The following is a 20419-nucleotide window of genomic DNA, read 5'->3' as shown; positions in this document are numbered from 1 at the left end:
GCGTTGACGGATCGGTCGAAGCAGGCAAGGCAAGTGAAGACTCATGACTAACGTTTCTAGGATGTCGAGACAACGTCACATCCTGCCCCAACCCCTACTTCTTATCGCCGCCCTTCCACTCTGCCTGGGTTTGATGGGCTGCGCGGCGCTTCCCAAAGGCGTGATGAGCCCGGTCGAGGCGACGGTTCCAGGTACATCACGGGTCGACCTCCTCGTAGCGACCACGCGGGCGTCGAGCTCGGAACCGGGGGTTCTATTTTCAGGAGAGCGCGGTGAGGCGTTGCAGTCGACCGCACTCACGGTTTCGATTCCTCCACCGCAAAACCGGCAGGTCGGACAGGTACAATGGCCGAAGCAACTGCCGCCCAATCCTGCAACGGACTTCGCGACGACAAGGGTCAGGCCCTTGTCCAATCTCGGCGAGATCCGCGGATGGGTGAAGCAGCATCTGCCGCGTAGTCGTCGCGTCCTGATCTTCGTGCACGGATTCAACAATCGCTACGAAGATGCGGTGTACCGTTTCGCCCAGATTGTGCACGATGCCCGTGCTGACGTCGCGCCGATCCTGTTCACCTGGCCCTCTCGGGGCAATGTCCTCGACTACGCCTACGACCGGGAAAGCACGAACTACTCCCGCACGCAGCTAGAGGAAGTTCTGCGGCGAGCCGCCCAGGATCCCATAGTGGGCGACATCACGATCATGGCCCATTCGATGGGAAGCTGGCTTGTTGTCGAGGCCCTGCGGCAAATGGCGATCCGCGACGGCCGTGTTGCGGCCAAGATCAGCAACGTCGTTCTGGCGTCTCCGGATATCGATGTTCAGGTCTTCCGCAAGCAGTGGCTGGAACAGGGACCTCTGCGTCCGCAGCTCACCCTGTTCGTATCTCAGGACGACAAGGCTCTCGATATGTCGCGTCTCATCGGCGGTGATGTTGACCGGCTCGGCCAGATCAATCCGACCGCCGAGCCGTATAGGTCCGAACTGGAGAGGGCTGGTGTGACAGTCCTGGACCTGACGGCGCTAAAGGGCGGCGATCCTCTCAACCACGGCAAGTTCGCGGAGCGCCCCGAGGTCGTCCGGTTGCTCGGGGAGCGGCTCGTGGCCGGGCAAGTGATAGCAGACAGCAAGAACGGCATTGCCAACCAGCTCGGGACCGTCGCGGCAGGGGCGGCACGAACGGTAGAAGGTGCCGCCAGCCTCGTCAGGTTCCGATGAGTCTCTCTCTCCTTCGGGGCTGGGCCTGTAGGCCCAGCTGCGCCCTTCCACCGGCGCTGGCGCGGCCATCCGCCACGACCTTCCGCGTCGCTGCCGAAGTGCCAGCAGCAGATGCTGCTGGCAAAGCTTTACCTGCTCGCGGTCCGATTTACGCTGCCGCCGTCGGCGCCGTGCTCGTCTGAGCCTTGGCGGTCCGCAAGGTCTGTAGAGCCGCGATCCATTTGTGCAGCTCCTGAGGGGCTCTACAGATTCATGTCGCTGATCGACATGCTCTGAGCGATTCACTCGGGAAGCGAATTCTGCCGGTCAAGCCGTCGGGATCGTGCCCCCATCAACGACGAACTCCGTCCCGCTGATGGCGCCGGCGCGCGGCGAGACGAGGAACGCGATGAGGTCGGCGACCTCCGGCGGCTTCGCCGGCCGGCCCAGAGGTATGCCGCCCAGGCTTTTCATGATGATCTGCTTGCCGCCCTCGTAGTCGGTGCCGGCCTGCGCGGCCAGACGCTCGGCGAGAGCGACGGCGGCCTCCGTTTCGATCCAGCCGGGGGAGACGCGCACCACGCGGACGCCCTTCGGCGTCACCTCCTTCGACAGGCTCTTGCTGTAGGTTGAAAGTGCTGCCTTGGCCGCCGCATAGGCGGTCGTCGACTCGGGCAGTGGCAGGACATGCTGTATCGATGTGACGTGCACGATAACACCCGTCCCTTGCGCGATCATCGACGGCAGCAGCGCGCGGTCGAGCCGAACGGCTGGCATCAGATTGAGGTTCAGTTCCTTCTGCCATTGTTGATCGTCCAGAGCGGCGAAACCGCCGGGCAGCGCGCTCGATCCGCCTAAGACATGGACGATGATATCGATCCCTCCGAGGCGGTCGAGCACCCCCTTGACCACTGTCGCGCACCCTTCGGCCGTGGTGATGTCGGCGGCAATGTAATGGAGATGGTCCGAGGAGGACTCGGGCACGCGGCGCGCCGTCGCCACCACCCGCACTCCCGCTTCCCGAAGGACCGAGACAACGGCGGCCCCGAGGCCTTTCGTGCCGCCTGTCACGAGGGCGCGGCGCCCCTTCAAATCGAGATCGAAGCTCACGGTGCAATCTCCAGCGCGACGATCACATCGCTTTCGATGACGAAGACGAAACGCAGATCGACAGGGCTGCCGGGGAAATTGCCGGTCAAATGGCTCGTCACGATCGATCGTTCGCCTTCGGTGGCGATCGCGACAGGCTCGACGACGTAGCTGTATTGCGACGAGGCTTCCGCCTTCCAGCGACGGATAGCGTCACGACCGGTGTAGGTCCGGTGTTCGTCGATGACCGTGGCATTCTCGGCGAAACAGCGGGCGACCGCTTCGCCATCCTTTCGATCCGCGGCGAAGTAATCCGCGATCGGCTTCGGGAGGGTGATGGACATCGGCATCTCCGGCTTGTTGCTTGCGCATGGAGATCGACCTAGACTCGCCGAATGACAAGTACGCACGAAAAAGTAAGGTACAAACCTGAAGGTAAGGCGCAGGGCCATACGCGAGAAACGGCGGCGGAAGGCGTCGAGAAGGCGCTAAAGCTTCTGGAGGGACGCTGGAAGCTCGTGATCCTGTTCCATCTCTTCGGCGGACGGATCCTGCGCTTCTCCGATCTCGAACGGGCAATCCCCGCCGTCTCCCAAAAAATGCTGATCCAGCAGCTCCGACAGATGGAGCAAGACGGCATCGTCCGCCGCATCGTGCACCATCAGGTGCCGCCCAAGGTCGAGTACGGGCTAACTGAGTGGGGACAGGCCCTCTGCCCCGCGCTCGACGCCCTGCTGACATGGGCCGCTTTGCGCGAGGACATGCGGCCATCGGACGGTGCTGCCTCGCCTACGGCTGCCGAAGGTCAGGGCTAGGCGGGCGGTTCGGTATCGTTGCCTGTTCCGTTGACCTGGTGAAGGCGCCGGTCGGACGGCGCCGCGCTCTTCCAGGCACGCGGAAGCCGTGTTGGTACGGCCATAAGCCGGTGACCGGCAGCCGTTAACTGCGGTGACGTTGACGCCGTAGCGTCCTCCGAGGCTGGCGGTTTCAAGCCGCTAGAGCATATCCATCAGCAGAACTTCGGAAGGTCACAGGAGGGCCATCTTTCCCATCGGCCGGCGCGCCAACCGGACTGCCCGAAAGAAGAATCCCTGGATGTCGGAAAGGGCCAACTCCGGTCACCAGGCGTCAATTTTCCAATGCCTCAGCTGGGTCGATTTCACCCCTTGGATTTAGGTTCGGAAGCTGACCTTCGATTAGGCAATACCACGCGATAGCCGGTACCTAGCGGATGAAGTCCAGGGTTGGTGGCTCCGCCAGCGGCTCCCAGCAGCAGCATCCGTTCCCGAGGAGAGTGCGGCTGCGCGCTAAACTGCGGTCCAACGCATCATCGGTGAGCTGATCCGGTAGCCGCTCCAGCCTTCCTAGCGACTGATGTGGCAGTGGTGCTGGGCGAGAAACCGCACTCCGCATTTGAGTGCCGGAGATTACCGACCGGGCCCCGTTTGCTATTCGCCCCGTTTGACCCGCACCCACTCCCGCTTGAGGATCGCTTGCGAGATTTGGGTAATGTCACGGCTAAAAAGCTCGAATTGGTCCTCTATGCGTTGCTCCGACGGCGGGAAGCGGAGCTTGTCGACCCCCTCCTTCATCAGGGCATTGAGCTGCTGATGGTCCTGCTCCAGGGGATTGAGCATGAGCTCAATCTTTGAGACCGTCCGAAGAAGGTTCTCCACGCGCCTGAACAGCTCGGGATCCCGGGCGATGATGATGCTGGTCGGCTCCTCCATGGATTGGCGAACCGCCGCCACGGTCAGGAACTGCGAATTCAAGCTCGCCACCAGGTCGCGCATCGTCTCGATCCATTTCTGGCGGTTAACCGAAAGCACGTCCGCCTTGAACTGGATCTTGGCGATCCGCGTGTTGACGTACGGGCCGGCGATCGACGCGATCATCGCGGTGCAGGCTGATATCAGGGTGATCCACTGCGGAATGATGTTCATGATGTTTGTCCGGGATGTATGCTCACCCCACACTCTTTCCGGCTGGATTTCAGGCGTCCGGCCAATGGAAGAACGCGAGACATAGAGTGCAGCACGTGATCGACAGCGCGATGCTGAGCGAAAGCTACCTCGACCTCATGCTTGCCTGTCGTGAGGGGGAATGAGGCCGATGCTTCCGCCGGGGTGAACGCCGTCCCGACCGCCGAATGGCGTCGTTTCGGAGGATATCCTCGACCACGGCCGTGCACTCCGCTTCCGTTAGGAAAGGCTGGCCGGGCACCAGAACACACTCGGTCACGTGCGACAGGCACCGCCGCGCGAACTCCTCTGCCGCGGCACGGCTATCGTCGATCCGAACGTCGTAGGCCATCGCGCGGATTTCGAGATAGGCTGCGATTCGCTCCACGGTCGGGCCCAAGCTGTTCCGCCGGAACTCCTCTCCGAGCCGCGGAAAGCGGCCAAGCGCCCCGATGATCAAACGCAGGGTGACGACGGTCGTCGGATTGTTCAGGGTTTCGAGAATCGCGATCCCAATCTGGCGCAAGGCGGAGCACGGGTCAGGGTCGTCCCAATCGATGGACGGCAGTGCCCGCGTGATCCTCTCCGCTTCCGCGGCGATCAGCGAGCCGAAGAGGGCATCCTTGCTGTCGAAATAGCGGTAGAGCGAAGCTTTTGAGACGCCGGAGTGAGCGGTGATCTGGTCGATGCTGGCGCCCGCAAAGCCGTTCATAAGAAAGACTTGGCGCGCCCCATCCAGGATCTGGCGCTTCGTGAGCGTGCTCCTGAGATCAGGCTGGCGCTCACTACCGCCCGGCGGATTGTTACTCGGCATGGGGATTGCGTCCTTTTTTTAGGCGGTAGGAATGCGGCCTCGGCCGCGCGCGGCGGCTCACAACGGCCGGGGCCGTCTTGGCGTTCAGGACCAGTTCAGGGGGAGTTTCGGTTCTGGAGGCCAAGCGAACATTGCGGCGCGGTCTAAGCCGGCTCGTACGCCAGCTGCGCCGACAGCGGTTCCGTCGCAGGCTGCGAGGGCGCCTTGATGCGAAACCACGCCACGTAGAGCGCTGGCAGGAAAAGGAGGGTCAGCACCGTGCCAACGATGATGCCGCCCATCATGGCGTAGGCCATGGGTCCCCAAAACACTTCGCGCGAGATCGGGATCAGCGCCAGGCTGGCCGCCGCCGCCGTCAGCAGGATCGGCCGCGTCCGGTGCATAGTGGCCTCGACCACTGCCTGCCACGGGGCCCAGCCCTCACGCCGCAGATCCTCGATCTGCACGACCAGGATCACCGAGTTGCGGATCAGGATGCCGATCAGTGCCAGCACGCCAAGGATGGCCACGAAGCCCATGGGAGCGCCGCTGGGCAGCATCGCTGCCACCACGCCGATCAGCCCGAGCGGGGCCGCCGCCACCACCAGGAACAGCCGCGAGAAGCTCTGCATCTGAATCATCAGGATCGTCGCCATGATGAACAGCATGAGCGGGACCACGGCTGCGATCGGCCCCTGGGACTTGGCGCTTTCCTCCACCGGGCCTGCGATTGCCGCAGTGTAACCAGCCGGGAGTGCGCGGATGAACTCCTGGACCCTGGGTTCGAGCTGCTGAGCGATCGTTGCGGGCTGCGTCTCGCCGACGATGCTGCCCCGGATCGTGACGGTCGGCAGTCGGCTGCGGCGCCAGATCACCGGCTGTTCGAGCTCGTAACGGAAGGTCGCGACCGCCGCCAGCGGCACGGACTGGCCGTTCTTGCCTGGCAACTGCAAGTTCTGAAGCGTCTCAATGGTGCCCCGCTCGGCGGCGCTGGCCCGGCTTACGACGTCGACCAGATAGATCGCGTCGCGCACCTGGGTGATGCTTGTGCCGCCCACCACACCGTTGAGGACGCCGGCGATGTCCTGCGAGGTCATGCCGAGCTGGCGGGCCTTGTCCTGAAGCACGTCGATCTTCACCACCCGGGCGGGCTCGTTCCAGTTGAAACCGAGGTCGCCGACTTGGGGATGCTCGCCGACGATCGCCGCGAGCTGCTGCGCCAACTCCCTTACCTTCTGGGTGTCGGGTCCGCTGAGCCGGTACTGCACCGGGCGGCCGGCCGGCGGACCCACCGCCAGCAGATCGACATACACATCCAGGCCAGCAAACTCCTCCCGGGTCCAGGTCTTGATCTTGGCCCTGAGGCGCTCACGCGCCGCGATGCTCTTGGTCACGATGACCATCTGGCCATAATTGGGGTTCGCCGGCTGCGGGTCGAAGGAGAGGATGAAGCGCACGGCGCTCTGGCCGACATAGGAAGACCAGTGATCGACGTCGGCATCATCGACGAGTTTGGCCTCGAAGCGGTCCATCTTCGCCTTCGTGTCGGTGATCGAGGCGTTCTGCGCCAAGGTAAAGTCGACAAGGAGCTCGTTGCGGTCCGAGGACGGGAAGAACTGCTGCTCGACGAACCGCATCCCGTAGAGCGAGATGCCGAACATCGCCACCGTCACGCCGATCGTCAGCCAGCGCCAGCGCATGGCGCCGACGAGGACGCGCGAGAACGCCGTCATGAGGCGGCTCGGCTTGTCGTGATGCTTCTTCATTGTCTTCGGCAGCAGCGTCACGCCAAGCAGGGGCGCAAACAGCACCGCGACGATCCAGGACAGCAGCAGCGAGGCCGCGATCACCACGAACAGCGTGAAGGTATACTCGCCCGCATTGCTGCTATTGAGCCCGACCGGGATGAAGCTCGCGACGGTGACGAGCGTGCCAGTGAGCATCGGGAACGCCGTTGAGGTAAAGACGGCGGTGGCGGCCTTGCGCAGCGTGTCGCCCGCCTCGAGCCGCGCCACCATCATCTCGACGGCAATCATCGCGTCGTCGACCAGCAGGCCAAGCGCGATGATGAGGGCGCCCAGTGAGATACGCTGGAGCGAGATGCCAGTGTACTGCATCACCACGAAGGTCATGGCGAGCACGAGCGGGATGGAGATTGCCACCACCAGGCCGGCCCGCATGCCGAGGCTGATGAAGCTGACCAGCAGCACGATCGCCACGGCCTCAAACAGCGCCTTGGTGAAGCCGCCAACCGCCTCCTCGACCACGACGGGCTGGTCGGCGACGAGGTGCACGCCCACGCCGATCGGCAATTCGCCGGTGATCTTGTTCACCTGCTCCTTCAGCGCCTCGCCGAACGCAAGCAAGTTGGCGCCGGTCTTCATGCCGATGGCGAGGCCGATCGCCGGCTGACCCTTGAAACGGAACAGCGCCTGCGGCGGGTCGACGTGGCCGCGGCTGATGGTGGCGATGTCGCTCAGGCGGAAGAAACGGTCGTTCACGCGCAGGTTGAGGCCACGCAGGTTTTCCTCCGACGTGAACTGCCCGGACACTCGGACGCTGATGCGCTCGCGTCCGGCCTCGATGACGCCCGATGGCGTGATCGCATTCTGCGCCTGGAGCGTCTGGACCACCTCCTGCTGGCTGACACCGAGGGCGGCCATCTCGCGCGTCGAGAATTCGAGGAAGATCACCTCGTCCTGGGAGCCGATCAGGTTGACCTTGCCGACATTCGGTACCGTGAGAACCTTGGCCCGCACGTCCTCGACATAGTCGCGCAGCTGCCGCTGCGTTAGCCCGTCCGCGGTGAAGGCGTAGACATTGCCGAAGACGTCACCGAAATCGTCGTTGAAGGCGGGGCCGACGACACCCTGCGGCAGCTCCCGCTTGATGTCGTTGATCATGTTGCGGACCTTCACCCAGACGCCTGGCACGTCGCGGCCTTTGACCGTGTCCTTCAGGGTGACATAGATGACGCTCTGGCCGGGCGTGGTCTGGCTGCGGGTGTAGTCAAGCGAGTCGAGCTCTTCGAGCTTCTTCTCGATGCGATCGCTGACTTGGCGGGCGGTGTCCTCGACCGTGGCGCCGGGCCACTGGGCGGCGATCACCATCGTCTTGATGGTGAACGACGGATCCTCTTCGCGCCCCAGACTGACGTAGGCGAGGATGCCCGCGATGGCCGAGACGATCATGAAATACCAGACGAGGGAGCGGTGATCGAGCGCCCAGTCGGATAGGTTGAAGCGATTTGTCATTGGAATGCCCCGTCTGGGATTTTGACTGTTTGGCCACGGGTCAGGCTGTTCACGCCGGCGACGACAACGCGGGAGCCGGAGGTGAGCCCGTCGAGGATCCGAACGAAAGCTCGCTCGCGCGCGGCAATCGTCACGTCTTGGGTCGACACCGTCCGCGTGGCGGGATCGACAACCCAGATCATGGTCTTGCCGTCCCGCTCCAGCAGGGCCGTGGCCGGCAGCTCGATGCCCGGGGAGGCCGGCGTCGTGACCGTTGCAGTAATCGTCGTGCCGAGGCGAAAGCTGCTTGCCAGGCTGTCGAGCGTAATCCTGACCCGCCGCGTGCGGGTGGCGGGGTCTGCTTGCGGCGCGATCTCTCGTACCGATCCGGCAGTTCGGATTGACGGGTCGACTTGCAGGGCGATGTCGAAGCGCGCTTGCGCCTTGAGATCACGCCCGATGCTTTCGGGCAGGTCGACCACCGCCTCGCGGATCTCGGGGCGCGCCACGGAGACGACTGTCTGGCCCGGCTGGATCACCTGCCCGAGCTCCGCCGCAACCGTGGTGACGACGCCGGCGAAGTCAGCCTGCAGCTCGGTGTAGCTGAGCTGCTCCTCGGCCTTTTTGAGCTCTGCCTTTGCGCGGGTGACGCCGGCCAGCGCAGACTCGTGCACCTGCGTGGCGGCGTCAAACTGGGCCTGGTTGGAAATGTCCTGCGAGAGCAGCTTGCGCTGCCGAGCTTCCGTCGCGGCGGCGTTTTCGAGACGGGCGGTGGCGCTGGCCAAGTCGGCCTGGGCCGACCGCACGGCAAGCTCGTAAACGACGGGATCGAGCCGGGCCAGGCGGTCCCCCTTCTTGACGACGTCACCAACATTGACGTCGCGGCTCACAATGCGCCCGAGCACCTGAAAGCCGATGTCGGATTTGTATCGAGGCTCGACGGTTCCGGCGAAGCCCAGGGTACGCGCCGTCTGCGGGATCGCTACGACGGAGAGAACCGGTCGGGGGGACTGCGCCTTCGCGTGCTGCTCTTCCTTGCAGCCCGAGAGCAGCGCGGCAGCGCCTAAGACGGTCAGGGATATCAGGACCAGTTTCATTGGGCTGTCCCTTTGGCAACCGCGACAATCTGGTTCGGCCGCAGGAACTGCACCCCGCCGGTCGCGACCATCTCGCCGGGCTGGAGCCCCTCCCGCACGAAGACCTTCCCGGTTTCGTAGCCTGCGATGGTGATCGGCTTCAGCAACACAGCTTTCGTCTGGCGGTCGACGGTCCACACCGCCGGTTGGCCACTTCCGCTGGACAGCGCACTCCACGGCACCACCACCAGTTTGCGCGGCTGCATCCGGCCCTCGCCAATGACGGAGGTACCGAGCGTCATCGCTGCCGGCGACTGCGCAAGGCCGACCTTGGCTCTGACGGTCCCGGTGACCCTGTCCACGGTCGGCGAAACCTCCCGTACGGCGCCGGTCGCCGTCACGGACGGATCGGACACGAGCGTCAGCGCAATGGCCGGATCTGCCAGTTCGTGAGTGAAAATCGACTCGTTGACATTGAAAACAGCATCGCGCGGCCCGTCCTGGGCGATCGAAAACACGGTCTGCGCAACTTGGATGACCTGCCCGGTCTCGGCATTGCGGCCCGTGATGACGCCGGCGACGCCGGCCCGCAGCACCGTGTCGGACAGACGATCGCGGGCGGTGCCGAGCTGAGCTCTGGCGTCAACGAGCGCGGCTTCGGCCGTGCGGTAGGCTTCCTGAGCCTGATCGTATTCCCGTTGGGTCGTGAAGCCTCGGGCGATCAACGTCTTCTGGCGCTCGTAGCTGGAGGTCGCCTGGCGGAGCACTGCCTCGGCGGAAAGGACCGTGGCCTCGGCGGAGGTCACCGCCGCCAGCTGCTGCTGCGGATCGAGCCTGGCCAGCACCTGGTCTGCCGTGACGTGGTCGCCGACATTGACCAAGCGCTCGGTGATGCGACCTGCCACCCGGAAGGACAGGTCGCTCTCGACCCGTGGGCGAATCTCGCCGGTCAGGCGAATGGCCGGCGCGTAGTCCGCCACCGCCACCGCCTCGACCTGCACTGCGGTCAGTGGGTTCTCCGGGCCGCTGGTCTGTTCCTGGCAGGCGGCCAGGCCCGACACGGCAATCATTGCCGTGCAACAGACCGAACTCCGCCATCGACGATTGGATTCCATCACATGCCCCTTTCCCTGGCTGAAAGCCAAAGTTCAGAGGGATGGGATAGTCAGGCCCATCGATATGGTCCAATATATTGTTAAGAGCCTTATGATTGATGCAGAATATCAATCTCCGAGGATAATGGCGTGGCTAGGCGACAGGCCTGGTCTACATCGCCGCCTCGCGTGCTCATTGCCAAACCGGTCCGAGCCATGCGGATGGTCGCGGGTTGTCGCCTTGCGGCCGATGCTTCGGGCGGGGAACAGACATGGCAAAGCGACCGGGACCTTTCGATCCCGGCCGCCCATCTCTGGCAGCGAGCGACTAGTGCATGGACCAGCCGTGACTGACGACGATTGATTGGCCCGTGAGCGCATTCGACGGAAAAGCAGCCAGGAACGTGGCGGTCTCGGCCACGTCCGCCACCGTGGTGAACTCGCCGTCGACAGTGTCCTTCAGCATGACCGTCCGGACGACGTCCTCCTCGGAGATGCCGAGTTCGCGTGCCTGCTCCGGGATCTGCTGCTCAACGAGGGGCGTACGCACGAAGCCGGGGCAGATCACGTTGGAGCGGACCCCATGGGCGGCCCCTTCCTTGGCTACCACTTTGGCAAGGCCGATCAGGCCGTGCTTGGCCGTGACATAAGGAGCTTTGAGCGGCGAGGCTTCCTTGGAATGCACAGAGCCGATGTAGATGATGCTGCCGCTCTTTTGACGGTACATCTGCCGCAGGGCGGCACGAGTCGTCAGAAAGGCTCCATCCAGATGGACGCTCATCAGCTTCTTCCAATTGGCGAATTCGAAGTCCACCAGGGGCGCGACCTTCTGAATGCCGGCATTGCTGAGCAGAACGTCGAGGCGCCCGAAGTGCTTGATCGCGCGCGACATGCCAGCCTCGACCTGCTTTTCGTCGGTGACATCCATGGCGACTCCGAGGGCGCGCTTTGCACGCGGATCGATGTCGCGGGCCGTGGTTTCGGCCGCGTCGCGGTCAAGATCTGCGATAACGACCCTGGCTCCCTCACGGACAAAAGTGAGCGCAATCTCCTTTCCGATGCCGCTCGCCGCCCCGGTGATCACCGCCACTTTGTCTTGGAGAGGCACGTGACGGCGGAGGTGGCGGCTCAGAACGTCACTTTGCATTAGCGTAGTCATAGGTGTTTTCCTTCAGGGTCTGACGGCGCGGCTTTGCCAGGTAGTCATGCACGACCGTGCCCAGTCCGAGCGTCAGGTCAGCGACCAGGTGGACTGCCGAGACGACTTCCAGCACGGGGAGTTCCGCTACCGGCGCCAGCGCGTGAGAGGTGAAGTCGAGCGCTGCCGGGCCCGTCCAGGCGCCCTTTAGCGCGACGCTTTCGAGATGGTACTCGACGAGTTCGCAGATGCGCGGCGTGCCATCGACATGAGGAATGATCTTGAGGAGATAGTTGGGCTCCTGCAGCGAGGCGAGGACGGCAGCGCGATCCGCTGGCCGATGCTTGTAGCCCATGGTGCCCGTGGCAACGCGCACGGGGCCGTAATCGAGCGTGCCGACCAACGTGTCGGTTTCAGTGCGCAATGAGGGGCTGCCAAGTTTCTTTGGAAAGCCCCAGAGCTCGCGTCCGGCCGCGATGGGCGGCTCGTCGTTGAGGAACATGCAATGCGTATAGGCACCCTTGTGCCCGTCGAAACTGACCGGGATGACTTGTCCAGATTCAGTGTAGTCGCCGAAGCCGGCCGAGTCCGGCATGCGGATGAACTCGTATTTCACCAGCGGCCTGTGCTCGTCGATTTCAAGCGGCTCTGGGACAAGGGCCCTGAGCCGGGCCGGGTCGGTCCGGTAGGTAATGATGAGATATTCGCGGTTCACGAAGCGGTAGGGGCCTGGCGGGAAGGCCGGGCTCGTCAACGGCATCGAGAAGGCGCGCTCGCGCACCTCGTCTTCTATCATAGTCCTGTTCTTTCCTATGTGGTGAAAGCAACTACTCACGCCCGTGCTGGGCGAGATCAAAGGTGAATACGCCGTCGGGCGAAGCTGGCCGCTCCAGCACCTCGGGATGGCGCAGTGTTCTGGTCGCGTCCTGATAGCCGGCGCGCCAATGGTCCCTCATCGTGAGGCGTGAGAACTCGTAATCCTTGGAGTGCCCCTCGTAGCCCTGCGCGCGGTAGATGAGGTGGACGAGGTTGTAGACCTTTTGATCAGCCTCTCCGCCCAGGAGCTTTGCTTCGTCGGTCTCTCGCAGACCTTCGGGCAGCTTCGCCAGGAGTTTGCCCAGCGTTGAGCGCAAGTGCTGTACACGCTTGAATTGATCAGTATTCGCGCGGGTCCGGCTGGAGTACTGGATCTCCTTTTGCCGCGTTGCCACGTCTGCGAGGTTGCGCGGGAGATCTCCTTGCGCACTCCACACGTCCACCTGAAAGGCGAGCGTGTCCTGGCGTGGCCCGTCCTCAACGACCCATTGCAGCGGCGTGTTCGAGATCAGACCACCGTCCCAGTAGAAATCGCCGTCGATCTCGACGGGCGGAAAGCCTGGCGGCAAGGCCCCACTCGCCATCACATGCTCCGGCCGGATGACATGGGTCGTGTTGTCGAAGTAGACCAAGTTGCCAGTGCGTATATTGACCGCGCCGACGCTGAACCGCATTTCACCGGAGTTGATGCGCTCGAAGTCGACGGTCTGTTCGAGCGTCGATTTGAGCAGCTTCGTATCGTAGAAGCTGGTTGCCCCCTCCGTACCGGCTGGTTGCAGCCACGGAATGTGTAGCCGGGGCGCAAAGAATCCGGCGGCACCCCCAAAGAGTGCCAAGGATGCGCTGATCTGGTTGAAAACGCCGCGAGCCGCATCGCCCTTCGGCATGAAGGAGTCATGGGATAACGCCCAGTCGAGGAGCGGATTGGCGCTGATACCCTCCCAGAAGACCCTGAGTTGCGCGACCCGTTCGCCGGGTGCATTGCCGGCGATGATCGCGGCATTGATGGCGCCGATCGAAATGCCTGCGACCCAGTCGGGATGCAGCCCGGCATCGGTCAGGGCCTCATAGACGCCCGCCTGATAGGATCCGAGTGCCCCGCCGCCCTGAAGCAGTAGAGCGATGCAATCGAAAGGCGGCCGAGAAGAGCGTCGCCGCGATGTTACGATTGGCCGATGTAAACCGGCTGGCGGGTGGGTCATTGTTTGATTTTCCATCAACGCCTCAAGTAAAAATACCGCAACCTTGCGAAATCAGGTGCGAGTTCGGCGGGCCCGATGCAGTCGGTGCATGCTCCACCGAGCGATCAACGATCCACGGAACCGGGCAGGTCGGAAGTGTTGATAGTTCAGCTTGAAATTTTGGTACAATATATTATTGAGAGACTTTCGATTGAAATATGATATCAATCGCAGCTTCTGCTTACACGGCTGATTGGGCCGCCCCGATGGCGATCGACACAAGGCGCAGGTTGCGAAGGCCGCTCACAACGAAATATATGGATTTCGAGAGGATGATTTAGGAATTATATCAATGGACCTGCGTCACCTCCGATATTTCGTCGCGACGGCCGAAGAACTGCATTTTGGCCGAGCAGCCGAACGGCTTCACATCGCGCAGCCGGCCCTGAGCATCCAGATCAAGGCTCTGGAGGAGATGCTGGGGGTGCAACTCCTTAACCGGACGAACCGGGTAGTGACCCTGACAGAGGCTGGCCGGCTGTTCCTCAAGGAGGCCCGCCGCACCCTTGAACAGGCACAGCATGCCGCGCTCGTCGCCCGCCGGGCAGGGCGCGGCGAAATCGGCCGCATCGAAATCGCCTACTCCGCCGACGTTTCCTACTCTGGGGTGCTGTCGAAAACTCTGCGGGAGTACCGGCGGCGAATGCCCGACGTCGAGCTCGGCCTGCAAGAACTCCATCCGAGCACTCAGATCGCCCAGTTGCTGGAGGGTCGAATCCAAATCGGCTTCCTCGCCAGCTTTATCGGAAGTCCTGCGTGGAAACTGCCACAGGATCTTGATGCGATCCGACTGATGGAATGGCCGCTGCGGATCGCGCTTCCGGTGGACCATCCCCTCGCGCAGCGCAGCCGGATTCCGCGTGAGGCGCTGGCCGATGAACCCTTCATCCTCTATGTCGGGTCGGACGTCGAGCAGGACCGCTCGTTGGTCCAGTTGACGCTCGGGTTTGCGCCGCGCGTCGCACATGAGGCGCGCAGCGGATTTTCTCTCATCAGCCTCGTCGGCGCCGGACTGGGCGTGGCCATCGTGCCATCGTCGGTCAGTTCGATCAGCATCGGCGAGCATGTGGTCTACCGGCCGATCTCGGGCAACACTATCCAGATCGGCACCGAGGTTGTCTTCCGCCGCGACGCCGACGACCCCGCCGTCGTCAATTTCCTACAGATGGTGCGTGTCGATCAGCTGTGATGTGCGGTGCTTAATGTCGATGAAGCCCGCTACAATCCGATGTCCTATCACAATGGCTCGGCATGGCCCCATGACAGCGCACTGATCGCCCTCGGTTTTGGCAAGCATGGCTTGAAAGCAGAGGCTGCGCGACTGTTTGAGGGGATCTTCGACGCGGCGATTTATCAGGAACAGCGCCGCTTGCCGGAATTGTTCTGCGGCTTCCTGCGAAGGCGCCGGCGGACCCCGACTGCCTATCCGGTGGCCTGTTCGCCTCAGCCGTGGGCTGCCGCCGCACCTTTCGCGATGCTGGCCGCGCGCCTGGGCCTGCGATTGCGGGCGGCGACGAACGAGGGGAGGCTAACGGATCCGATCCTGCCATCATTCTTCGACGACGTGACAATACGCGGACTAAGAATAGGCGCCTCTCAATTCGATTTGCGTGTGCATCGCACAAACGCGAGGTCACGATCAATGTCCTGAAGCGCAGGGAAGGCAGAAATGCCCGGTCGTTTTTGGTTAAAACCAAGTAAGTCTGCTCGGGCGGCCTTAGGGATTATGACTAGGCCGGCCGGACAATATTGACCTCAGACGCCTCGAGCTTGCGATAGCCGTGAATGAAGTCAGCCCACCAGCAATGGCCGCGGCCAGTGCCACACCGGTCTTTGAAAACTTGGGACGAAGCAAACGCGCGTAAGTCTCAAGGGACGCCTTTGCGGCCGGCAGCGTCGAGACCGGCCGCCCGCGGATATAGAATGCAAATCCGACGCAAACGCCCGCCGTGACGAGCAGGGCGCCTGCGACGCTCAAGCTTGCGCTGATTGGGCCATATCGAAACGCCAGCCAGCTGTGCGCCGCATCGAGAGTGTAGGCGGTCGCAAAAACAACCAGCAACACAGCACATACCATGAGTGCGTAGGCAATCACCTTTTGTTTGATCGCCGCGGCGAGAGGCGCAACCAATGTGGCTATCAGCGATCCCATGAGCTATTTCGCCGCCCACAAGCCGACCAGCAGGCCCGCGGCTGCCGCCCAGCCAAGTGCTCTAAGAGGCCGAGCCCGAATCTCGTCCATCAGCATTTCCTGGAGTTCCGTCACGCGCCGTTCAGCGATTTCTGCCATTTCGTCTGTATTGACACCCACGGAACGCAGATTGTCTGAAACGGTGCTGCCAGCATCCCTCAGTGTTTGAGCCAATTCGGCGCCTTGGGATGTCGAACGGGGCCGGGTGCCGGTTTGTCTCTTGGACGTGGCCATGGCGGTCTCCAGGTTGGCGGCAACATCGATGTGAGCCTAACGACCTGCGCCCGTCCCTGTTCCCTTGGTCCTGCTGAAAGCGTTCAGCAGCAAATATTGGGTCATCCTTTGCGATCGGCCGCATCGGCGCCACGCATGCCAATCGGCATCGGCGCACCTTTTGTGGTGTCGAGATAGGTTTGGCGCTCGGCTTCTGAATTTAATTCGGCGCCCACGAGAACGATCATCGCGGACAACCACATCCAGGTGAGCAGGCCTATCACTGCGCCGATTGCGCCGTAGGTTTTGTTGTAGTCTTCGAAGTTCGCCACGTACCACGAAAACAACATCGACGCGACCAGCCAACCAACGGCCGCCAAACAGGCGCCCGGACTAACCCAGGCCCATTGTGCCTCATCACGGCTTGGTCCGTATCGATAGAGAACTGCCAGCGCAAGAAGAAGAAGTCCGATGAGGGTTGGCCAGCGGCCCAACGTAACGAGCCATTCTGCAGCGACGCCGAGTTGGGAGTAATCCAAGGTTACGGGAATGAGAGCGACCGCTCCAAGGGCGGCAATCGAGAACACCAGGATCCCAAGGGTGAATACCAACGACACAAGGTTCAGCTTGATAAAACCCCGTTTTTCGTCTTCGCCATATGCGACGTTCAAGGCATCAAATAGTGCTTTCACTCCGGCGTTTGCGCTCCACACGGCCAAGCCAAAACTGACTGCGAAAGCAAAACCAAGCTTTGTTTCGCCGCCAGCTGCAATACGGCCAACCTGCTCACGAAGAAAATCCGTTGCCCCGGCGGGCAAGAATCCGTCCAGCATATTGAATTGATCGGCGATTGTGCTCGGATCGGCGGCGAGTCCGTAAAGCGAGACAAATGCGGTTAGTGCCGGAAACAGGGCGAGCAGCCCATAGAACGTCACACCTGCCGCAACTGCCAAGACCCGATCGCGCTCAACCTCGTGGTAGGTGCGACGAGCAATGTCAGTCCAACCTTTCGCTGGAATCTCGGTCGGGACGGCCGCACTTTCTCCGGCCTTGGTGCGATGCGCGACCTTCTTCTCGTAGGCATCGTCCCGGGCGCTCCTGTCGGAACGTTCAAAGCGAGAAATCGCATACGCAGACAGGAAGCCCAGTAGGAGGGCTAGCGACACGCCCCTGAGCGCACGTTCATACCGCAACAGCATATCCTCCGTGCGGGGAGCAACGCCAATACGCTCGATAATGTTGCGGACCTCGCATTCTTTTGAGCGTCAACGCCGCTGCCGCGCCTGACGCGAGGGCTAATTCGGCGTTGCTTAGTGGACAATCACGGTAGCTATCGCGGCGACGGACAGGAGCAGGGTGGCGGCCCACCAAAAGATTCGAACAAGCCGGTTGGCAACGAAGCAGTCCATGTTATCGCGCTGGCTCGCGACCTGGCGATATAGCCCGGCCGACGGTCGCCCAATCGACCTTCACTATGAGCAGAACCCTGACATAGGAAAGTGAGACCAGCGTCAGCCACTAGGACGGACCGCCAATCGCCAACGCTCCGCCGTGCCCATGGCGGCCAGGGTTGCTCTAATATTGATCCTGTTCGCGAAGAACAGAAGGCCGACCAATCCGAGTGCGAGCGGCTTGGGCAGGATCGATTTGATGTTTTGCGCTAACCCGCACTCTGTAACCAGCCTATTTGGGCGATCACCAGCTGGATCGCGGACATCAGTCAGCGCCATCGGTCCAGTTCCGTCTTTCCGAGAACAACCTCGCGCCATCTGCCACCGTCACTCGGAACTTCGATCCATGAACGAGGTTCAATGGGATTCAAGGAGGTTCCCATGCCGGACGATCTCACCAAAAGAGGTGCGCAGGACCGCTCGCGCATCAATGTGAATGAACCCCACGAGGTGAAGTACTGGACGCAAAAGTGGGGCGTCAGCATCGAGCAATTGAAAATGGCGGTAGAAAAAGCGGGGCCGAGCTCGGCCGCCGTCGCGAAGGTTTTAGGCAAGCCTGATTAGTTCGTCGTAGTACCGTTTATGGAGCAATCAGTTTTTAGTTGGGGAGTTCAAAGTGAAGCGAACAAGACCAAGGCACGCTAGACCAGCTTCTGGTGGCGGCCCGCCGTTTCCGGCGGGCCGTAGACGTCACTCGATGATCTGGACGATCTTGCGGGTCTTGGGTTCGACCAGGACCGGCTGATCGTTGATGACGGTGTAGCGATACTCGGTTTTTCCATAGCGAGCCGGCACCTCTCGGTAAGTGACGGTCTCGGGAAGAGTGGCACCGACCACAACCTTCTCCTTGTAGGCGACCGACGGCACCTTCTGTTCCCTCACATAGGTGCGGAATTCAGTACGCTGATCCGCCGCGATACCGCCAACGATCGCGCCGCCAACGGCGCCGCCCACGGCTCCAACTGCCGCTCCAGCCGGACCGCCGACAATCGCGCCTCCGACGGCTCCGGCTCCTGCACCCGCCGCAGCGCCGCCTGCCGCACCAGAATTCGACTGCGCGAAAACCCCGACTGGCATAAGAGCAAGCGCAGAAACCAGGATAATCTTCTTGATCATGTCGACCTCCAATGGCCCCCGCCGACCATTAGAACGGGCTGCTAAGCCATTGGTTCCATGAACGTTTGTTCAGAATTTGACTCAGGTGCCAACGGCACTGTTTAGAGTTTTCGAATGTCGCGGATGGGATAGTCTTCTACAACATTGACGATCCGGACAGAGGCCGAAACGGCTTCCTCGCGAGAGCACCTGCGACGGCGTGGAAGCTGAGAGCGGATCGAACAATCCGGGTCGGTGCACGCGCGGGAGAGCATCCCCTCGAAGAGCGTTCGAGGGCTCTCGGCACCCAACGAGATTTTATAATACTGCCCCGCCGCTAACTGCCGTTATTTTTCGTCGCGGGCACTGGGTCGACGACGCGCACTCTTCTCAGGGAATGTCACTACAGGATTGGGCGAGGCTTCGCGCGAGTCCAAAGTGTCGGTTAGGGCGTCGGGTTGGCCAGAGTTCGGCACTGACGTCGCAACGGCTCTGAACGGATCAGGAAGTGATAGGCAGGTTTCGATTCCGGCCAATGAGGTCTTTTGCTCCTATCAGCCGGTTCGCCGGTTTCTGACACAGTTACGCGGGATAACCTCGTCGGTTGTCACCTCGAATTTTTGAAGGAAATGCGGCCCGAAGGTGTGGATCATCGGGATGTCCGCCGCGTCTCTTCCCCTGGCGACCAGGATGCGGCCAATCCGCGGTACGTTGTGCCGCGCGTCGAAAGTATACCAACAGCCGTCGAGATAGGCCTCTAACCAGGCATTGTAATCCATTGGCGCTGGGTCAGGCGGGACTCCGATATCGCCGAGAAACCCATTGCAATATCTCGCTGGAATATTCATGGCGCGGCAGAACGCTATGGCGAGATGGGTAAAATCGCGACAGACCCCTACGCATTCATTCAACGACTGCGCTGCCGTGCGGGTGGCCCGCGCCAGTTGATAATCGAAGCGAATATGAGCATTCACAAAGTTGCAGATCTGCTGGACGCGGTTCCATCCACCAGCGAAGTTGCCAAACAAATTCCAGGCAATGCCCGCAAGCTCATCGGATTCGCAGTACCGGCTTGGCAGGATGTAGTCTAGGACATCCGAAGGTAGGTCTCCCGGAAATACTTCACGAGCGCTGCGGTTCGCGAGATCGACTTCGCCCGAGTCCCGCACGGTCATGGCACTTTTGAATGCGACGCCACCCGTCGGTACGACAAGGCGGCGACGGCGATTGCCAAAGCTGTCTGAATATTCGCTGGTCAACACGGGGCTTCCGTCGACCAGCGATGTCACCGTCCGGACCAGGCGACTTACGATATCGGCATCGCGGCCTGGATGAGGATCCAGCAAGAGAAGGGCCGGCGTCGGCTGCTGTGTAACAATCTCAATGTGATAGCCGAGGCGGATTTCCATCAAGAATTTCCTTGTCGAAGCCAGTAATTTCTCCAGCCGAACTTCGCGGGGGGCCGTGAGGTTCCTCAGTCGGGATGCCTAGATTGTGGAGGGGGGTTGATCCGGGGCTCCGCGTTCCGCCGGAGCTGTGCGGGGCTACCGAAAAAGTTCCTGCGCCTGTGGAGGGCGTGGCCTTTTCGCGAAGTAACCCTGGGGCAACCTCGCCTTCTTCTACGCGGACTATCGATGGTTCCCGAGGGCTGATCCGGCTCGGGCGCATTGATCCAGCCTCTTCTAGATGTGCGGTCTCGGGATGAGATGGTGCGGATTGATTTTGAAGGGTGACGGGTCACTGATCCAGGCGTCGCAGATGGCCTGATAGGGCGTTCGCCATCGCAGCGCCTTGAGATGCTTGGCGAAGTTGTAGGCGGTAACGAAGACCACC

19 protein-coding genes and 3 pseudogenes are annotated in these 20419 nt (G+C 62.0%); 6 read left to right on the top strand and 16 right to left on the bottom strand.

Features of this window, described 5'->3' with window-relative positions; genetic code table 11:
- Positions 1-61 precede the first annotated feature (61 nt).
- The gene (locus tag AC1DGP_RS33240; protein WP_476833136.1) at positions 62-1216 is read left to right on the top strand and encodes an alpha/beta hydrolase; all 1155 of its coding nucleotides are present in this window, start codon (positions 62-64) and stop codon (positions 1214-1216) included.
- A 306-nt stretch (positions 1217-1522) separates the two neighbouring features.
- Here AC1DGP_RS33240 and AC1DGP_RS33235 read toward each other — a convergent pair whose 3' ends face one another.
- On the bottom strand, positions 1523-2305 hold the full coding sequence (locus AC1DGP_RS33235) for an SDR family oxidoreductase (protein ID WP_476833135.1): 783 nt from the start codon (positions 2303-2305) through the stop codon (positions 1523-1525).
- Complete coding sequence (locus AC1DGP_RS33230) at positions 2302-2628, bottom strand: nuclear transport factor 2 family protein (RefSeq protein ID WP_476833134.1); 327 nt, start codon at positions 2626-2628, stop codon at positions 2302-2304. Before AC1DGP_RS33230 ends, AC1DGP_RS33235 begins: the two co-directional genes overlap by 4 nt.
- A 51-nt stretch (positions 2629-2679) precedes the next feature.
- Here AC1DGP_RS33230 and AC1DGP_RS33225 point away from each other — a divergent pair, with 51 nt between their 5' ends.
- Positions 2680-3099 (top strand): winged helix-turn-helix transcriptional regulator, encoded by a 420-nt coding sequence (locus AC1DGP_RS33225; protein WP_476833133.1) that lies wholly within the window; start codon positions 2680-2682, stop codon positions 3097-3099.
- Between the two features lie 633 nt (positions 3100-3732).
- Here AC1DGP_RS33225 and AC1DGP_RS33220 read toward each other — a convergent pair.
- From AC1DGP_RS33220 to AC1DGP_RS33185, 8 genes are all read right to left on the bottom strand, one after another.
- On the bottom strand, positions 3733-4227 hold the full coding sequence (locus tag AC1DGP_RS33220; RefSeq protein WP_476833132.1) for a hypothetical protein: 495 nt from the start codon (positions 4225-4227) through the stop codon (positions 3733-3735).
- A 124-nt stretch (positions 4228-4351) separates the two neighbouring features.
- Positions 4352-5059 (bottom strand): TetR/AcrR family transcriptional regulator, encoded by a 708-nt coding sequence (locus tag AC1DGP_RS33215; RefSeq protein WP_476833131.1) that lies wholly within the window; start codon positions 5057-5059, stop codon positions 4352-4354.
- A 143-nt stretch (positions 5060-5202) separates the two neighbouring features.
- Complete coding sequence (locus AC1DGP_RS33210; RefSeq protein ID WP_476833130.1) at positions 5203-8292, bottom strand: efflux RND transporter permease subunit; 3090 nt, start codon at positions 8290-8292, stop codon at positions 5203-5205.
- Positions 8289-9368: an efflux RND transporter periplasmic adaptor subunit gene (locus AC1DGP_RS33205; protein WP_476833129.1), complete on the bottom strand. Its 1080-nt coding sequence runs from the start codon at positions 9366-9368 to the stop codon at positions 8289-8291. The genes AC1DGP_RS33210 and AC1DGP_RS33205 overlap by 4 nt, the downstream gene beginning before the upstream one ends.
- The gene (locus AC1DGP_RS33200) at positions 9365-10462 is read right to left on the bottom strand and encodes an efflux RND transporter periplasmic adaptor subunit (protein WP_476833128.1); all 1098 of its coding nucleotides are present in this window, start codon (positions 10460-10462) and stop codon (positions 9365-9367) included. Before AC1DGP_RS33200 ends, AC1DGP_RS33205 begins: the two co-directional genes overlap by 4 nt.
- Positions 10463-10769: 307 nt before the next feature.
- Positions 10770-11549, bottom strand: coding sequence for a 3-hydroxybutyrate dehydrogenase (locus AC1DGP_RS33195; RefSeq protein WP_476833144.1), 780 nt, complete (start codon positions 11547-11549; stop codon positions 10770-10772).
- 28 nt (positions 11550-11577) lie between these two features.
- Complete coding sequence (locus tag AC1DGP_RS33190) at positions 11578-12375, bottom strand: acetoacetate decarboxylase (protein ID WP_476833127.1); 798 nt, start codon at positions 12373-12375, stop codon at positions 11578-11580.
- 31 nt (positions 12376-12406) lie between these two features.
- Positions 12407-13597: a DUF3734 domain-containing protein gene (locus tag AC1DGP_RS33185; protein WP_476833143.1), complete on the bottom strand. Its 1191-nt coding sequence runs from the start codon at positions 13595-13597 to the stop codon at positions 12407-12409.
- A gap of 331 nt (positions 13598-13928) precedes the next feature.
- Between AC1DGP_RS33185 and AC1DGP_RS33180 the strand changes: the two genes are divergently transcribed.
- Together AC1DGP_RS33180 and AC1DGP_RS33175 are read left to right on the top strand one after the other, a co-directional pair.
- Positions 13929-14825, top strand: a complete 897-nt coding sequence (locus AC1DGP_RS33180) for a LysR substrate-binding domain-containing protein (protein WP_476833126.1) — start codon at positions 13929-13931, stop codon at positions 14823-14825.
- Positions 14826-14846: 21 nt separating this feature from the next.
- Positions 14847-15337: pseudogene (locus AC1DGP_RS33175) on the top strand (amylo-alpha-1,6-glucosidase); the annotation flags it as partial.
- Between the two features lie 16 nt (positions 15338-15353).
- Here AC1DGP_RS33175 and AC1DGP_RS33170 read toward each other — a convergent pair.
- The 3 genes from AC1DGP_RS33170 to AC1DGP_RS33160 form a co-directional block, all read right to left on the bottom strand.
- Entirely contained in the window at positions 15354-15788 is a 435-nt protein-coding gene (locus AC1DGP_RS33170; RefSeq protein ID WP_476833125.1) for a hypothetical protein, read from the bottom strand.
- Between the two features lie 3 nt (positions 15789-15791).
- The gene (locus AC1DGP_RS33165) at positions 15792-16061 is read right to left on the bottom strand and encodes a hypothetical protein (protein ID WP_476833124.1); all 270 of its coding nucleotides are present in this window, start codon (positions 16059-16061) and stop codon (positions 15792-15794) included.
- 101 nt (positions 16062-16162) lie between these two features.
- Positions 16163-17233 (bottom strand): YihY/virulence factor BrkB family protein, encoded by a 1071-nt coding sequence (locus AC1DGP_RS33160; RefSeq protein WP_476833123.1) that lies wholly within the window; start codon positions 17231-17233, stop codon positions 16163-16165.
- Between the two features lie 639 nt (positions 17234-17872).
- On the opposite strand from AC1DGP_RS33160, the gene AC1DGP_RS33155 reads away from it, so the two are divergent.
- Positions 17873-18055, top strand: coding sequence for a DUF3606 domain-containing protein (locus AC1DGP_RS33155; RefSeq protein ID WP_476833122.1), 183 nt, complete (start codon positions 17873-17875; stop codon positions 18053-18055).
- Positions 18056-18181: 126 nt separating this feature from the next.
- Here AC1DGP_RS33155 and AC1DGP_RS33150 read toward each other — a convergent pair whose 3' ends face one another.
- Positions 18182-18607 (bottom strand): DUF1236 domain-containing protein, encoded by a 426-nt coding sequence (locus tag AC1DGP_RS33150; protein WP_441508923.1) that lies wholly within the window; start codon positions 18605-18607, stop codon positions 18182-18184.
- Between the two features lie 533 nt (positions 18608-19140).
- Positions 19141-19995 carry a transglutaminase-like domain-containing protein gene (locus tag AC1DGP_RS33145; RefSeq protein WP_476833121.1) on the bottom strand — a complete coding sequence of 285 codons (855 nt, stop codon included), beginning with the start codon at positions 19993-19995 and terminating at the stop codon, positions 19141-19143.
- A gap of 187 nt (positions 19996-20182) precedes the next feature.
- Here AC1DGP_RS33145 and AC1DGP_RS33140 point away from each other — a divergent pair.
- A pseudogene (locus AC1DGP_RS33140) lies at positions 20183-20291 on the top strand (cyclophilin-like fold protein); the annotation flags it as partial.
- Here the strand turns inward: AC1DGP_RS33140 and AC1DGP_RS33135 are convergent.
- Positions 20269-20419 (bottom strand): annotated as a pseudogene (locus AC1DGP_RS33135) (IS481 family transposase); the annotation flags it as partial. The pseudogenes AC1DGP_RS33140 and AC1DGP_RS33135 sit on opposite strands and share 23 nt — an antisense overlap.

Source organism: Allobosea sp. 05T433 (assembly GCF_056396065.1).
The sequence above is the reverse complement of the archived record's forward strand: the minus strand, read 5'-3'. Positions and strand labels throughout refer to the sequence as shown.

What these genes read in the sequence shown, in the direction of transcription:
- AC1DGP_RS33210 (WP_476833130.1), bottom strand. Translation starts at nt 8,292, where the DNA reads ATGACAAATCGCTTCAACCTATCCGACTGGGCGCTCGATCACCGCTCC.
- AC1DGP_RS33185 (WP_476833143.1), bottom strand. Translation starts at nt 13,597, where the DNA reads ATGACCCACCCGCCAGCCGGTTTACATCGGCCAATCGTAACATCGCGG.
- AC1DGP_RS33180 (WP_476833126.1), top strand. Translation starts at nt 13,929, where the DNA reads ATGGACCTGCGTCACCTCCGATATTTCGTCGCGACGGCCGAAGAACTG.
- AC1DGP_RS33220 (WP_476833132.1), bottom strand. Translation starts at nt 4,227, where the DNA reads ATGAACATCATTCCGCAGTGGATCACCCTGATATCAGCCTGCACCGCG.
- AC1DGP_RS33225 (WP_476833133.1), top strand. Translation starts at nt 2,680, where the DNA reads ATGACAAGTACGCACGAAAAAGTAAGGTACAAACCTGAAGGTAAGGCG.
- AC1DGP_RS33155 (WP_476833122.1), top strand. Translation starts at nt 17,873, where the DNA reads ATGCCGGACGATCTCACCAAAAGAGGTGCGCAGGACCGCTCGCGCATC.
- AC1DGP_RS33215 (WP_476833131.1), bottom strand. Translation starts at nt 5,059, where the DNA reads ATGCCGAGTAACAATCCGCCGGGCGGTAGTGAGCGCCAGCCTGATCTC.
- AC1DGP_RS33150 (WP_441508923.1), bottom strand. Translation starts at nt 18,607, where the DNA reads ATGATCAAGAAGATTATCCTGGTTTCTGCGCTTGCTCTTATGCCAGTC.
- AC1DGP_RS33170 (WP_476833125.1), bottom strand. Translation starts at nt 15,788, where the DNA reads ATGGGATCGCTGATAGCCACATTGGTTGCGCCTCTCGCCGCGGCGATC.
- AC1DGP_RS33165 (WP_476833124.1), bottom strand. Translation starts at nt 16,061, where the DNA reads ATGGCCACGTCCAAGAGACAAACCGGCACCCGGCCCCGTTCGACATCC.
- AC1DGP_RS33145 (WP_476833121.1), bottom strand. Translation starts at nt 19,995, where the DNA reads ATGGAAATCCGCCTCGGCTATCACATTGAGATTGTTACACAGCAGCCG.
- AC1DGP_RS33205 (WP_476833129.1), bottom strand. Translation starts at nt 9,368, where the DNA reads ATGAAACTGGTCCTGATATCCCTGACCGTCTTAGGCGCTGCCGCGCTG.
- AC1DGP_RS33240 (WP_476833136.1), top strand. Translation starts at nt 62, where the DNA reads ATGTCGAGACAACGTCACATCCTGCCCCAACCCCTACTTCTTATCGCC.
- AC1DGP_RS33230 (WP_476833134.1), bottom strand. Translation starts at nt 2,628, where the DNA reads ATGTCCATCACCCTCCCGAAGCCGATCGCGGATTACTTCGCCGCGGAT.
- AC1DGP_RS33190 (WP_476833127.1), bottom strand. Translation starts at nt 12,375, where the DNA reads ATGATAGAAGACGAGGTGCGCGAGCGCGCCTTCTCGATGCCGTTGACG.
- AC1DGP_RS33200 (WP_476833128.1), bottom strand. Translation starts at nt 10,462, where the DNA reads ATGGAATCCAATCGTCGATGGCGGAGTTCGGTCTGTTGCACGGCAATG.